This window comes from Klebsiella sp. 2680 (genome assembly GCF_900198535.1).
Lineage (GTDB): Bacteria > Pseudomonadota > Gammaproteobacteria > Enterobacterales > Enterobacteriaceae > Klebsiella > Klebsiella indica.
This window is the reverse complement of sequence record NZ_FZNJ01000003.1, coordinates 129,153-143,551: the sequence shown is the minus strand read 5'-3', so window position 1 is coordinate 143,551 and position 14,399 is coordinate 129,153. Positions and strand designations below refer to the sequence as shown.

The window sequence follows — 14,399 nt, the reverse complement described above, 5'->3', positions numbered from 1 at the left end:
AAAAACACCGCAGGTGCAGTACACTGCGGGCAACATTGGCAACAGGAATAACCACATGGCAACGATGCTGGAGGTAGCGAAGCGCGCGGGGGTATCGAAGGCCACCGTTTCGCGGGTTCTCTCAGGGAATGGCTATGTCAGCCAGGAGACCAAAGATCGCGTATTCCAGGCGGTGGCTGAAAGCGGCTATCGGCCTAATCTGCTGGCGCGCAATCTGGCGACCAAAAAGACCCAGACCCTCGGGCTGGTGGTGACCAACACCCTCTATCACGGCGTCTATTTTAGCGAGCTGCTCTATCATGTGGCGCGGATGACCGAAGATAAAGGGCGGCAGTTAATCCTCGCCGACGGCAAGCACAGCGCGGAGGAGGAGCGGGAAGCGATCCAGTATCTGCTCGATCTGCGCTGTGACGCGATTATTATCTATCCGCGCTTTCTCAGCGTTGATGAGATGGATGAGATCATTGAGGATCATAATCAGCCTATTATGGTATTGAACCGCCGTCTGCGCCGTAACGCCAGCCACTGCGTCTGGTCCGATCAAAAAGCCTCGGCGCAGATGGCGGTAGAAAAGCTGATTGCGCTTGGGCATCGCGATATCGCTTTTATTACCGGTTCGCTGGATTCACCGACCGGGGTCGAGCGCCTCTCCGGCTATAAGGACGCGCTGGCCCGTCACGGTATTGCCCTGAATAATGATTTGATCGTCGAAGGGCGCTGGACGCCGGAAACCGGCGCGGCAGGGGTGGAGACGCTGCGCCAGCGCAATGCCAGCTACAGCGCGCTGGTGGCGAGTAATGACGATATGGCGATTGGCGCGATGAAACAACTGCATCAGCTTGGCGTTAAGGTGCCGGAGCAGGTGTCGGTGGTGGGGTTTGACGATATTGTGCTGGCCCCGTTTATGGTGCCCGCGCTCTCCAGCGTTAAAGTGCCGGTAACGGAGATGATTAAAGAGAGTATTAACCGCCTGATATTTATGCTCGACGGCGGGGATCTGAAATATCAGCAAACCTTCCCCGGCGCGCTAATGGAACGCGGCTCCATTATTCCCGGACCCTTTGCCTGACGTCGTCATCTGTCATCGTCACAACTGACGATGACAGTCTTTTATTGGTTTATTTCCTTTATTATCAATAAGGTAAAAACTGGAATATATTATGCATACTTTGGCGGGTAACCTTCTTACCGCTGGAGAAATGGATGAACCGTTTCATTATCGCCGACGCGAGCAAGTGCATCGGCTGCCGCACCTGTGAAGTGGCCTGCGTGGTTTCTCATCAGGAAAATCAGGATTGCGCCGCGCTGACGCCAAAAAACTTTTTACCGCGTATTCATGTGATTAAAGGCGTCAATGTCTCGACGGCTACCGCCTGTCGTCAGTGCGAAGACGCCCCGTGCGCCAACGCCTGTCCGAACGGGGCGATTGGCCGCGACAAAGATTTTGTCCACGTCATGCAGGAGCGCTGTATCGGCTGTAAGACCTGCGTGGTGGCCTGCCCGTATGGCGCGATGGAGGTGGTGGTGCGTCCGGTTATCCGCCACAGCGGAGCAGGGTTGAACATAGTGGCGGATAAAGCCGAAGCCAACAAGTGCGACCTCTGCTACCATCGCGAGGCGGGACCGGCCTGTATGGATGCCTGCCCGACTCACGCGCTGATGTGCGTCGATCGCGGCAAACTCGAACAGATGAATAACGAAAAGCGCCATCGTACGGCGCTGAGCTGGTAACCCGACCGCATGCTGAACGGGGTGCAAATCCGCATTCGCGGCAAAGTGCAGGGGGTGGGATTTCGCCCCTTTGTCTGGCAACTGGCGCAGCAACTGGGTCTGCGCGGCGACGTGTGTAATGACGGCGATGGCGTGCTGGTGCGCCTTGCCAGTGATGACGCGCTGTTTCTCGCCGCGTTAACCCGACGCTGTCCGCCGCTGGCGCGTATTGACAGTACCGAAACCCGGCCGTTTGTCTGGGACGTGACTCCCCCAGCTTTCTCTATCCGCCAAAGCGGAGCCGGGAGTATGCGCACCCAGATCGTGCCCGATGCCGCCACCTGCCCGGCGTGTCTTGCGGAGATGAACGATCCGCAGGATCGTCGCTACCGCTACCCGTTTATTAACTGCACCCACTGCGGGCCGCGTTTTACCATTATTCGCGCCATGCCCTACGACCGACCGTTAACCTCGATGTCGCCGTTCCCTCTTTGTCCCGTCTGCGCGGCGGAATATGGCGATCCTGCCGATCGCCGCTTTCATGCTCAGCCTGTGGCCTGCGCTGAATGCGGGCCGCGGCTGGAGTGGCGCGGCGCGGAGGGCGCTCTGTTCGGAGAGAGCGCTTTAGACACGGCGATTGCTCGCCTGATGGCGGGAGAGATTGTGGCGGTGAAGGGGCTGGGCGGTTTCCACCTGGTGTGCGATGCCGGAAACCGCCATGCGGTGGCGACGCTGCGGGCACGTAAACGTCGTCCGGCCAAACCGCTGGCGGTGATGCTGGCGACGACGGCGGGACTCTCTGACCAGGCGGTGAAGCTGTTGACTTCCCCCGCCGCGCCGATTGTGCTGCTGGACAAAGCGCAGGTTGATGGCCTGTGCGATCTCATTGCGCCAGGGCTTATTGACGTCGGGGGAATGCTGCCCTCGAATCCGCTGCAGCATTTGCTTTCGCAGGCGCTGGCGCGCCCCCTGGTGATGACTTCCGGCAACCTCAGCGGCCGCCCGCCAGCGCTAAGCAATGACCAGGCGCTGGCGGATTTAGCCGGGATTGCCGACGGGTTTCTGCTGCATAACCGTGAGATTGTGCAGCGGATGGATGATTCCGTGGCGCGGCAAAGCGGCGAAATGCTGCGCCGCGCCCGCGGCTACGTGCCGGACGCGCTGACGCTGCCGCCGGGGTTCCACGATGCGCCGCCGCTGTTGGCCCTCGGCGCGGATATGAAAAATACTTTCTGCCTGCTGCGCGGAAACGAAGCGGTGCTCAGTCAGCACTTCGGCGATCTTGACGATGAGGGCGTGGAGGCGCAGTGGCGGCGGGCGTTGCACCTGATGCAGGCGATTTACGCTTTTACGCCGCAGCAGGTGGTGGCTGATACCCATCCCGGCTATCGCGTCTCGCAGTGGGCGGCATCGCTGGCGCTGCCGGTGGAGCACGTTTTACATCATCATGCCCATGCGGCCGCGTGTCTCGCCGAGCATCGCTGGCCGCTGGATGGCGGCGACGTTATCGCCCTGACGCTGGATGGCATCGGCATGGGGGAAAACGGGGAGCTATGGGGCGGCGAGTGCCTGCGGGTCAACTACCGGGAGTGCCAGCGTCTCGGCGGATTGCCCGCGGTGGCGTTGCCCGGCGGCGATCTTGCCGCCCGTCAGCCGTGGCGCAATCTGCTCGCCCACTGTCTGGCGTTTGTGCCTGAGTGGCAGAACTATGCCGAAACCGCGGCGCTGCGCCAGCAAAACTGGCCGCTGCTGGCGCGGGCTATCGAGCGCGGCATTAATGCGCCGAAAGCGTCGTCGTGCGGGCGTCTGTTTGATGCTGTCGCTTGTGCCCTGGGCTGCGCGCCGCCAGGCCTGAGTTATGAGGGCGAGGCGGCCTGTCGGCTGGAAGCGCTGGCGGCGACCTGCAAAGGTATTGACCACCCGGTGACATTGCCGTGGCGCGACGGCGCGCTGGATTTATCCACTTTCTGGCGACAGTGGCTGGCCTGGCAGGCCACTCCGGCGCAGAAGGCGTGGGCATTTCATGACGCCCTGGCCCGCGGGCTGGCGGCAATGGCCCGTGATTACGCGCGCGCGCAGAAGATCTCCACCCTGGCCTTTGGCGGCGGCGTGCTGCATAACCGATTGTTGGTGGCGCGATTGACCTTTTATCTGGCCGATTTTACTCTGCTCTTTCCGCAGCAGTTTCCTGCTGGCGATGGCGCGATTGCTCTCGGCCAGGCGGTTATCGCCGCAGCCCGCCTGCAGTCTTAAAGGATAGCAACATGATAGTGACGATTTTGCGTCAGCAGCCGCGCGCGACGGCGCTGGTGATGGTGTTAATTGTGGCCAATTTGCTGGCCTGGATCTGGGCGTTTGCGGCATTTGGCGATAGCGGCGCGCTGATGGCCGCCAACCTGCTGGCCTGGGGATACGGTCTGCGTCATGCGGTGGATGCCGATCATATCGCGGCGATCGATAATGTTACGCGCAAAATGATGCAGCAGGGGCGACGGCCTTTCGCCGTTGGCGCATGGTTTTCGCTGGGGCACTCGTCGATTGTGGTGCTGGCTTCGGCGGCGATTGCCGCTACGGCTACCGCATTCGGCCAGCAGATGAGCTGGTTTCACGATACCGGCAGCGTGATCGGTACCGCCGTGTCGGCGCTGTTTTTGTTGGTGATGGCGTTTATCAACCTGGTTATTCTGCGCAGCGTCTGGCGCAGCTTTCAGGCGTGGAAGCAGGGCGAAAAGGTCAGCGATGAGGTGGCGGCCAGCGGCGGCATGATGAGCTGGCTGTTTGCCAAAACCTTTCGCCTCATCAGCCGCAGCTGGCAGATGTATCTGGTGGGATTTCTGTTTGGTCTCGGCTTTGATACGGCGACGGAGATCGGCGTGCTGGGGATTTCCGCCGCCAGCGCGTCGAGCGGGATGTCGATCTGGTCGATTATGGTTTTTCCGGCGCTGTTCGCCAGCGGGATGGCGCTGGTGGATACGCTCGATAACGTGCTGATGGTCGGCGCCTACGGCTGGGCGTTCAGCAAACCCCAGCGCAAGCTCTATTACAATATGACCATTACCGGTACTTCAGTGGTGGTGGCGCTGTTTATCGGCGGCCTGGAGGCGCTGGGGCTGTTGATGGATAAGTTTTCCCTGAGCGGCGGAGTATGGCGCTGGATTGGCGCATTAAATGATCATCTTGGCGATGCGGGGTTTGCCGTGGTGGGGCTATTTGTGGCCTGCTGGGTGTTGTCGGTGCTTAACTATCGCTGGCGCGGTTACGACAAGCTGGCCAGGTAGATTGGGGATAGTCTCCCGGAAGCGGTAAGGGAAATTGGCCGCCTCCGGGAATAACGTCCGTTCTGGCCATTTAGCTGGCCAGTTGTTTGAGCAGGCTAAAGGCGTCTTTCATGCGGTCCTCGCTGACCACAAAAGCACGCAACTGGTTTTCGGCATCCACGCCTTTCGCCACCATACTGTTTTTAGCGGCAACGATATTCCACGTCAGATCCTCACGCAGCGTATCGCCCGCCAGGTGCAGCGGTAAATCCGGCGTTTTGACTTTCACCAGCATCGGCGGCAGTTTTAGTTCGCTCTGCCAGGACAGCAGATTTTTGCTCAGGCAGATGGCGCTCAGCAGAGTCGGCTGCAGGAACGGCAGGATCATCCCGTTGATTTCCGCGCAGTCGCCGAGGGCGTATATCGCCGGATGGCTGGTTTGCAACTGGCTGTTTACCACTACGCCGCGATTAATCTTCAGGCCCGCATGCCGCGCCAGCGCTGTTTCCGGGCGCAAACCGGCAGCAGCGACCACCGCATCAACGACCACCGTGCGTTCACGGTCCACAGTGACGCGAATACCATCAGTGCGCTGCTCCAGGCTTTTAAGTTGCGATTTCAGCATCAGATGTACGCCCCTATCGGTCAGATGATGCTGTAAACGACTAATCACCTCCGGCGGCGTCAGCGCCGACAGCACGCTGGCGGCGTTATCCACTACTGTCACCGCTTTCCCGGCGCGGCAGAAATCCATCGCCAGCTCGCAGCCAATCAGGCCGCCGCCGACAATCAGCACCCGCCTGGCGTCGCGTAGCTGGCTCTGCGCCGCGCCGTATTCCTGCTGGCTGTTCAGGGTCAGCATCAGCTCGCGTCCTGGCACCGGCGGAATAAACGGCATCGCGCCGGTGGCCAGCACCAGCTTGTCATAGGGCCACTCGCGCGCCCGGCTCTTCACCACCTGATTATCGGCGTCGATCTCGCTTATCCGGGTGTGCGGAAACAGGCGCAAACAATATTGCTCAGCGAACTCTCCCGCCGTTTGCAGGGTCAGATCGTCGGCGTTCTGTTTGCGACTGACCACATGGCTGAGATCCGGTTTGTTGTACTCATCCATACTGTCGGCGGCTATTAACGTCAGCGGGATTTGCAGGTCCTGTTTGCGGATATTTTTCACCAGCTGACGGGCCGCGAAGCCCGAACCGATGATAACGATGCCAGCACTCATTTTGCCTCCGATGCCAGAACATCAAACACATCTTTACCCAGAGAACACTCAGGGCACAGGAAGTTATCCGGGACTTCGCTCCACGGCGTGCCGGGCTGGACATCCTGGTTCGGTTCACCTTTCGCTGGATCGTAAATCCACTGGCAAACGCCGCACTGCATTTTCGGACCGCAATCAACGGTGGCTGCCGCTGCGCAAGCCGTGGCGTTCTCCTGGTTATGCGGCAGCGGGGAGAGGGCCCACTGACGGGCGATTTCGCGACCGTGTTCGCGGCACAGCGCCAGGGCGTCGCGATCCGGACGCCATTTGGCCTTCAGGCTCAGGGACATTTCAAATCCCGCGTCCTGCAAACGCGTGGACAGACGGTCAACCGCGCCGCCGCTCCAGCCGTGGGAACCAAAGGCGCTGGCGTGTTTGTTACGAAAACGCAGGCCGGTCATCTCTTCCACCAGACCGGCAATTTTCGGCATCATTACGTTGTTCATGGTTGAGGTACCGACCAGCACGCCTTTTGAGCGGAACACGTTGGTCAAAATGTCGTTTTTATCGCTGCGGGCGACGTTAAAGATTTTCACCGCCACGTTCGGGTCAACTTCATTGATGCCCTGGGCAATCGCGTCGGCCATCATGCGGGTGTTGTTGGACATGGTGTCATAGAAAAGGGTGATCCGGTCTTCCTGATAGTCCGCCGCCCATTTCAGGTACAGCTCAACGATCTGCGTTGGGTTATCGCGCCATACCACGCCGTGGGAGGTGGCTATCATCTCTACCGGCAGGTTGAAGCTGAGGATCTCGGTGATTTTAGGCGTGACCAGACGGCTGAACGGGGTCAGGATGTTGGCGTAGTAGCGCTGGCACTGTTCGAACAGTTCGTTCTGGTCCACTTCGTCGTTGAACAGACGTTCATCGCAGTAGTGCTGGCCAAAGGCGTCGTTGCTGAACAGCACGGCATCGCCAGTCATGTAGGTCATCATGCTGTCCGGCCAGTGCAGCATCGGCGTTTCCACGAAGATCAATTGCTTGCCGTTGCCGATATCCAGGCTGTCGCCGGTTTTCACCACATTAAAGTTCCACTCCGGATGATGGTGATGGCCGTTGATGGAGTCGATGGCATTGGCGGTACAGTAAATCGGGGTGTCCGGGATCTGCGCCATCAGTTCGGTCAGCGCGCCGGCATGGTCTTCTTCGGCATGGTTAATAATGATGTAATCGATATCGGCGAGGTCAATTTCGCCGCGCAGATTCTGCACGAACTCGCGACTGAATCTATGGTCGACGGTATCGATCAGCACATTTTGTTCTTCCCGGATGAGATAGCTGTTATAGCTGCTGCCACGCAGCGTTTTGTATTCGGTTCCGTGAAAATCACGGACTTCCCAGTCACGTTGGCCCACCCAATGAATGTTATTCTTAACCAGAATTGACATAGCAACCTCAATAAATTCAGCATGGTTTAAAAACAGATATGTTGCTTATATCAAGGTGCGTGCCAATTTTTAATTATTTGATTTTTAATGTTTTAATATTTTCATTAAAACTATTGATGTCAAAAAGACAATGGTCATAATAGTCATTATGACTCTTTTTATTGTCAAAATGACAATGAGGCGACAATGAGTTTTTCCGTCGAAGCCCTGGCGAAAATCGCCATTGATTTACAAAGCGATCTTGGTCATGCCGATCGTTTCTCGCGCCTGATCGCCACTCTGCGACAGATCCTTGGTTGCGATGCTTCTGCGCTGTTGCGCTATGAAGCGCATCAGTTTGTGCCGCTGGCGATTGATGGTCTGGCTCAGGATGTGCTCGGGCGGCGCTTCGCCCTTGAAGGGCATCCGCGGCTGGAGGCGATTGCCCGCGCCGGGGATGTGGTGCGGTTCCCCGCAGACAGCGATTTGCCGGACCCTTATGATGGGTTGATCCCCGGCCTGGAGAGTCTGAAGGTACACGCCTGCGTCGGGCTGCCGCTGTTTGCCGGGCAAACGTTGATTGGCGCCCTTACCCTTGATGGCATGGATGCGGACCGTTTCGATAGCTTCAGCGATGAGGAACTGCGCCTGATTGCCGCCCTCGTGGCCGGGGCGCTCAATAATGCGCTGCTGATTGCCAGGCTGGAAAATCAAAATGTGCTGCCGGAGCCGACCAGCGTTTACCCGGTATCCGAACGCCAGGAAATTATTGGTCTGTCGGCGTCGGTGCAGCAACTGAAAAAAGAGATCGATATCGTCGCCGCTTCCGATCTAAACGTCCTGATTAGCGGTGAAACCGGCACCGGTAAAGAGCTGGTGGCGAAGGCTGTTCATCAGGGATCGCCGCGGGTGGCTAATCCGCTGGTATATCTCAACTGTGCGGCTTTACCGGAGAGCGTGGCGGAGAGCGAGCTGTTTGGTCACGTTAAAGGGGCGTTTACCGGGGCGATAAGCAACCGCAGCGGCAAGTTTGAAATGGCGGATAACGGGACGCTTTTCCTCGATGAAATTGGTGAACTGTCGCTGGCGCTGCAGGCCAAGCTGTTGCGGGTGCTGCAATATGGCGATATTCAACGGGTCGGTGACGATCGCAGCCTGCGGGTCGATGTGCGGGTTCTGGCGGCCACCAACCGCGACCTGCGCCACGAGGTAGTGGAGGGGCGTTTCCGCGCCGACCTTTATCATCGTCTGAGCGTGTTCCCGCTGTCGGTTCCGGCGCTGCGCGAACGGGGAAATGACGTGGTGCTGCTGGCGGGCTATTTCTGCGAGCAGTGCCGTTTACGCATGGGGCTGGCGCAGGTGATTTTAAGCGAGGCCACACGCGCCAGGCTGCTTGCCTGGTCATGGCCGGGTAATGTACGCGAGCTTGAGCATGCCATTCATCGGGCGGTGGTGCTGGCGCGGGCGACCCAGGCGGGTAATGAGGTGGTGCTGGAGCCACAGCATTTTCAGTTCACGGTTGAAGCGCCGGGTCTGCCGGGCATAAGCCCGCAGCCAGTGGCTGAAGTCGTGAGTTTGCGCGCGGCGACGGAGGCGTTTCAGCGTGCAACCCTTGCCAGAGCGCTGGCGGATAACAACCGTAACTGGGCAGCCACCGCCCGGGCGCTGGATCTTGATGTTGCCAACCTGCACCGGCTGGCGAAGCGTCTCGGGCTTAAAGGATCCCGGCCTGATAAAAACTCTGCAGGTTGATGGCGCCGACCAGCTGGCCATTCTCATCAATTACCGGCGCGGCGCTGATTTTGTGCTTCATCAGGCGCTCTTTGGCTTCCACCGCGCGGCTGTCTGCCAGCAGCGTGACGCCATTACGGGTCATGGCCTGGCTGACAATATCCTGTAAGCGGCCGCCGCCCACCAGCCAGCGGCGCAGGTCGCCATCGGTAAATACGCCCTTGACGTGATTGCGTGCATCGCAGACCGCCACCAGCCCCAGTCCGGTGCGGCTGAGTTCGAGCATCGCATCCATAATGCTGGCGTCGACAGCCACGCGAGGCACGTCGTTGTCGCGGCGCATCAGATGATGAACGTTGTTCAGCAACCGCGCGCCCAGCGCGCCAGCCGGGTGCGAGCGGGCGAAATCCTCTTCGCTGAATCCTCGCGCCTGCATCACCGCCATCGCCAGCGCATCGCCGAGCATCAGGGTGTTGACGGTGCTGGAGGTTGGGGCGAGATGCATCGGGCAGGCTTCTCGCTCTACGGCGATATTGAGTACCGCTTTGGCCGCCCGCGCCAGCGGTGAGGTAGATTTGCCGGTCATCGCCAGCAACGGAATAGCTTTTTCCTCCAGACGCGGGACGATGAGATCCAGCTCTTTGGCGCTGCCGGAGTAGGAGATAAACAGCATCACGTCGCGGCTGTCGAGCATCCCGAGGTCGCCGTGCAGCGCTTCCGCCGGATGCACGAAAAAGGCCGGCGTCCCTGTGCTGGCGAAGGTGGCAGCCAGCTTTTTACCAATATGGCCCGATTTACCGATACCCGAGACAATCAGTTTGCCTTCGCAGTGGATGATGGTTTCCGCCGCGCGGATAAAGTCGTCGCCCAGGCGTTCAGGCAGGCGGCTTGCCTCCTGAAGTTCCAGCAACAGGGTCTGGCGTCCGGCTTCCAGCAGCACGTTACTCATGATGTTCTCCAGTAATAATGACTTCAATTCCTTTGTCCTCCAGCGCTCGCTGGAATTCCGGGTCGATGTCGGCATCGGTAATCAGTTTATCCACGCTCTCCAGGCCGCAGACGATATTGGGGCTTTTACGGCCAAATTTCGATGAGTCGGCCATCAGGATAACTTCTCTGGCCGCATTGCACATGGCTTTGCTGACGGTATAAACCTCATTGAAGGTGGTGACGCCAGCGATTAAATCAATGCCGTCGGTGCCCATAAACAGTCTGTCAAAGCTGAAGTGTTCGAAGGCGTTTTCCGCCAGTTGGCCGTGAAAAGAGGCCGATTTTTTGCGGAAGGTGCCGCCCGGCATCAGGATCGTTTGTTCATTATCCAGTTCGGAAAGCGCGTTAACGATATGCAGGCTGTTGGTCATCACGGTGATGTTATTGAAACGGCTGAGCATCGGCACCATTTGCAGCACCGTACTGCCGGCATCGAGAATGATCGAGTCGCCATCATGTATAAAGCTGACGGCGGCTTGCGCAATCCGCTCTTTTTTATGGGTGTTGATCAGCGTCTTGTGGTCGATGGGCGGGTCGGCCTCGTCTTTATTTAACACGACGCCGCCGTAAGTGCGAATAACGGTCCCCGCATTCTCAAGGATGACCAGATCCTTACGGATGGTGGTGCCGGTGGTGTCGAAGTGTTGCGCCAGTTCTTCGACCGAACATTTGCCCTGCGATTGCAGATGTTCAAGAATGGCAGCCTGGCGCTGACGTGGTTTCATAGGTGTTGTATCCTGCGGTTAAAATTTCGAAGTGATAATTTCGCAAGATATTAACTTTCACAACGAAATTATAGGTATTTCGGATTAAGCGCTAATAATAGTGCATTCTGACAGAGAGGATCATTGGGAAAGATCACATCAGGCTGCAATTCTTCGATATGTTTGCCGTTAAGCGCAGGGATTTTTTGCGGCCTGGTGAAAACGGTGAGACCTTTCATCAACAACGTATCGCGAATACGGTCGTGCTCGTCGACGGCGATAGCGATGACGGCGCGCGGCCTGAACCGGCCAGCGGAACGGCCAACGCCAACGCGTCCTTTCTGGCTGAGTTGATCAAAGGCGTGATTAAATTGCCTGATTTGCCAGCCGCCAAAGATGAGTTGAGTTATCCAGGCGAGGGCGGCGACGGTGATTAATGTGTTAACCATATCAGTTTCCTTAGCGGTGTGTTGTCGGGAAATCCCCGGGGCGCGGCGCGCACGCCTTGCCCGAGGGACGCTCTGCTTCTGTCGCCCGGATACGCGCAGCGTAATCCGGGACGCCTGTTTTAAAACATCACCTGCCCGCCGGTGATGTTAATAGACTGCCCGGTGCAGTACGAAGCCTGTGGGCTGGCGTAAAACATCAGCACATTAAGCACATCCTGATAATCGCAGCCGCGTTTCAGCGGCACTTTATCGATGTAGTACTGCTCTACCTGATCTTCGGCGATCCCCAGTTTGGTGGCGTACTGCGGTAGCAGGGACTGGAACATTGGCGACTTCAGCAGGTTGCCCAGCATCAGAGAATGCACGGTGATGCCATATTCCGCGAGATCCAGCGCCAGAGACTGCGTTAGCCCCACGCCGCCGAACTTCGCCGCGCTATAGCCAGAGTTATGCTTGCTGCCGACTTTGCCGGATTTGGAGTTGATCTGAATGATGCGCCCTTTAATCCCGTCGCGGATCATCAGCCGGGAAAACTCACGGGCGCAGAGGAAGTAGCCCACCAGATTAACCTGTAGCGAGCGGTCGAAATCGCCCAGCGCGAAGTCGCTGATAAAGGCCGCTTTGGCGATTCCGGCGCTGTAAACCAGCAGGTCAACGCGGGAAAATATGTCGTCCACGCCGCGGGCAAGGGCGACAACGCTGGCTTCGCTGGTGGCGTCTGCGCCGAAGCCGTAAGCCCTTCCTTCGCCATATTCCGCATTAATGGCCTGTGCGACGCGGGTCGCTTTATCACTCTGAATATCGACAACGGCGACACGATAGCCCTCTGCGGCAAGCCCACGACACAGAAACTCCCCTAAGGTTTGTCCCCCACCGATGACAACAGCAACCTGATTCATAATTTTCTCCTTACAACTTAAGCAACAAATTTCAGTACGCAGCCGGTGGCGATGGTTTCCGGCACCGGGCCCGCCACGTGAACGGTTCCGGGGAACTCCGCTTCGTGATGTCCATCAAAACGCAGCGTGATATGGCCGAGCTCGCGCAGGTTTTGCTCAGCGACGTCGCCGACGGCGGTCACCGGATAGCGCTGTTCACCAAGCTGGAGCTCTGCGCCTGGCAGCAGCGGGCCGGACAGCTCGCCGTGGTTGTGAATAAAGCAGTACTCTTCGATATCGGCCGGGGCGCCCTCCCGGAAAGTGATCAGCATCTGGTCTGCCAGCGCCATCGTCGCGCTGGCGCCAATGTGCGTAATGGTGGTCTGGTAAATCACGGTCATCTTCAGGAACCTCTTATTGGTAAATAAACCCGGAAACGAACCAGGCGATCAGTACCGTTGGCGCGCCGGTCAGGAAGCGGCTCACCAGCACTGACGGTACGCCGACGCGCACGGTCTCCTGACGAGCTTCCGCCAGCGACAGGCCAACCGGAATAAAGTCGCAGGCGGCCTGGGCGTTAATGGCAAACAGCGCGGGCAGGGCGAGATGCGGTGGAATATTGCCAAGACCAATCTGGACGCCAATCAGCACGCCGATAACCTGCGCGATGACCGCGCCAGGGCCAAGAAACGGCGACAGTAGGGGGAAAGAACAGATGAGCGCCAGGGTAACGAGGCCCAGCGGATGGCTGGCGAGGGGCGCCAGGCCGTGGGCGATCCAGTCACCGACGCCGGAGGCCATAATGATGCCAATCAGCGCCGAAACGAAGGCCATAAACGGCAGAATAGTTTTCAGCACCGTATCAATGGTGTCGCGACCGGCCTGGAACATCACCGCCACGACGGAGCCCATTCCCATGCCGATCTTCGCCAGCAGGCCATCGCTTTGCTCGGTTATTTTCTTGCTGGCATCATAGTCACGGGGCGCTGACTGGGCTGGCGCAGCCTCTGGCGCCGGGGCGCGGCTGCCTTCCTGCGCGGTAATGTTCTCTTCTTTAACGCCGGAAACGTAAATATCCTCAACGATATACTGCGCCAGCGGGCCGGATTTACCGGTAGAGTGAATATTAATGGTCGGGATGCGGCGCTTTGGATAGATACCGCAGCGCAGGGTGCCGCCGCAGTCGATAATCGCCACGCCGATTTCCGCTTCCGGCGGTTCGCCCTCTTTAAAACCATCTACCGCCTGCCAGCCGGTCAGACCGGCAATTTTATCGACGATCGCCGGACGGGTGCCTGCGGTGATATAGACAATCTTTTTACCGGCAACGGCGTCCAGTTCGAGAGGGCCGCCCCAGCCGCCGGTGCCTTTTTCAATGCGAATACGCGTCATGATGTCGCTCCTGACAGACGAACTTTCTGTTCAAGTTGAATGGCCATTTTTTTCTCAAAAATCGATGTGGTCAGATCGGTTATCCAGCCACGGAAGAAGTTGGTTACCAGACCAACCAGCAGATAGCTCACCGCCAGCGGCCCCAGCGGCAGACCGAGGGTGGTCAGCCCATTGGCGATCCCCAGATAGACAAACAGTTCGCCGGGATTGATATGCGGAAACAGGCCATTCATTGAGTGGCAGCTATAAGAAGCGGCCGCGTAGTAGCTCGGTTTGTATTTCTCGGGCATAAAGCGCCCCAGGCTCAGGGTCATCGGATTACAAAAAACGAAGGTACCGATACAGGGCAACAGCAGATAGCGGGAGATCGGATTACCGGCGCAGCGTTGCGCCAGCTTTTCGATCCGTTGCTGACCAATAAAATTGATCAGCGCGTTCATGATCACCAGCAGACTGATCAGTAGGGGCAGGATCCCGGTAACCATTCCGGTAAACACCTCACCTCCCTTCTGAAACAGGCCGATAAACCATTCGGCGGCGTGGGTAATGACATCAATCATTGTTCTCTCCTTCAGCGTGTTATTTTTCTTGCTAACTGGCGGCCAATTTTAATCACTTTGAAAGATTTAAAAGTGTTAAATTGATCGCAAAATGAAA

The 14,399-nt window shown here is 58.1% G+C and carries 14 protein-coding genes; 5 read left to right on the top strand and 9 right to left on the bottom strand.

Translation table 11 applies throughout. The features are described from left to right. Positions 1-55 precede the first annotated feature (55 nt). From FN037_RS13910 to FN037_RS13895, 4 genes are all read left to right on the top strand, one after another. Positions 56-1,069: a LacI family DNA-binding transcriptional regulator gene (locus FN037_RS13910; RefSeq protein WP_142502492.1), complete on the top strand. Its 1,014-nt coding sequence runs from the start codon at positions 56-58 to the stop codon at positions 1,067-1,069. Positions 1,070-1,203: 134 nt separating this feature from the next. Continuing rightward, positions 1,204-1,731, top strand: coding sequence for an electron transport protein HydN (hydN, locus tag FN037_RS13905; RefSeq protein WP_138359773.1), 528 nt, complete (start codon positions 1,204-1,206; stop codon positions 1,729-1,731). Positions 1,732-1,743: 12 nt separating this feature from the next. Beyond that, the gene (hypF, locus tag FN037_RS13900) at positions 1,744-3,963 is read left to right on the top strand and encodes a carbamoyltransferase HypF (RefSeq protein WP_142502770.1); all 2,220 of its coding nucleotides are present in this window, start codon (positions 1,744-1,746) and stop codon (positions 3,961-3,963) included. An 11-nt stretch (positions 3,964-3,974) separates the two neighbouring features. Further along, positions 3,975-4,988, top strand: a complete 1,014-nt coding sequence (locus tag FN037_RS13895; RefSeq protein ID WP_142502491.1) for a HoxN/HupN/NixA family nickel/cobalt transporter — start codon at positions 3,975-3,977, stop codon at positions 4,986-4,988. A gap of 70 nt (positions 4,989-5,058) precedes the next feature. On the opposite strand, the gene norW is transcribed toward FN037_RS13895, so the two are convergent. Both norW and norV read right to left on the bottom strand, forming a co-directional pair. Further along, on the bottom strand, positions 5,059-6,192 hold the full coding sequence (gene norW / locus FN037_RS13890) for an NADH:flavorubredoxin reductase NorW (protein ID WP_142502490.1): 1,134 nt from the start codon (positions 6,190-6,192) through the stop codon (positions 5,059-5,061). Continuing rightward, positions 6,189-7,619, bottom strand: a complete 1,431-nt coding sequence (gene norV, locus FN037_RS13885) for an anaerobic nitric oxide reductase flavorubredoxin (protein WP_138359770.1) — start codon at positions 7,617-7,619, stop codon at positions 6,189-6,191. Before norV ends, norW begins: the two co-directional genes overlap by 4 nt. Before the next feature lie 186 nt (positions 7,620-7,805). Between norV and norR the strand changes: the two genes are divergently transcribed. Next, the gene (norR, locus tag FN037_RS13875; RefSeq protein ID WP_138359768.1) at positions 7,806-9,350 is read left to right on the top strand and encodes a nitric oxide reductase transcriptional regulator NorR; all 1,545 of its coding nucleotides are present in this window, start codon (positions 7,806-7,808) and stop codon (positions 9,348-9,350) included. On the opposite strand, the gene gutQ is transcribed toward norR, so the two are convergent. The 7 genes from gutQ to FN037_RS13840 all read right to left on the bottom strand — a co-directional run bounded on the left by gutQ (position 9,313) and on the right by FN037_RS13840 (position 14,302). Further along, a complete protein-coding gene (gene gutQ / locus FN037_RS13870; protein ID WP_142502489.1) occupies positions 9,313-10,278 on the bottom strand; it encodes an arabinose-5-phosphate isomerase GutQ in 966 nt (321 codons plus the stop codon). The genes norR and gutQ overlap by 38 nt on opposite strands. Next, a complete protein-coding gene (locus FN037_RS13865; RefSeq protein WP_142502488.1) occupies positions 10,271-11,044 on the bottom strand; it encodes a DNA-binding transcriptional repressor in 774 nt (257 codons plus the stop codon). The genes gutQ and FN037_RS13865 overlap by 8 nt, the downstream gene beginning before the upstream one ends. A gap of 68 nt (positions 11,045-11,112) precedes the next feature. Beyond that, a complete protein-coding gene (gene gutM / locus FN037_RS13860; protein ID WP_138359765.1) occupies positions 11,113-11,472 on the bottom strand; it encodes a transcriptional regulator GutM in 360 nt (119 codons plus the stop codon). A gap of 119 nt (positions 11,473-11,591) precedes the next feature. Beyond that, positions 11,592-12,371: a sorbitol-6-phosphate dehydrogenase gene (srlD, locus tag FN037_RS13855; protein ID WP_138359764.1), complete on the bottom strand. Its 780-nt coding sequence runs from the start codon at positions 12,369-12,371 to the stop codon at positions 11,592-11,594. 17 nt (positions 12,372-12,388) lie between these two features. Beyond that, positions 12,389-12,751, bottom strand: coding sequence for a PTS glucitol/sorbitol transporter subunit IIA (gene srlB / locus FN037_RS13850; RefSeq protein ID WP_138359763.1), 363 nt, complete (start codon positions 12,749-12,751; stop codon positions 12,389-12,391). A gap of 13 nt (positions 12,752-12,764) precedes the next feature. Continuing rightward, positions 12,765-13,742: a PTS glucitol/sorbitol transporter subunit IIB gene (locus FN037_RS13845; RefSeq protein WP_138359762.1), complete on the bottom strand. Its 978-nt coding sequence runs from the start codon at positions 13,740-13,742 to the stop codon at positions 12,765-12,767. Next, a complete protein-coding gene (locus FN037_RS13840; protein WP_138359761.1) occupies positions 13,739-14,302 on the bottom strand; it encodes a PTS glucitol/sorbitol transporter subunit IIC in 564 nt (187 codons plus the stop codon). Before FN037_RS13840 ends, FN037_RS13845 begins: the two co-directional genes overlap by 4 nt. Positions 14,303-14,399 lie beyond the last annotated feature (97 nt).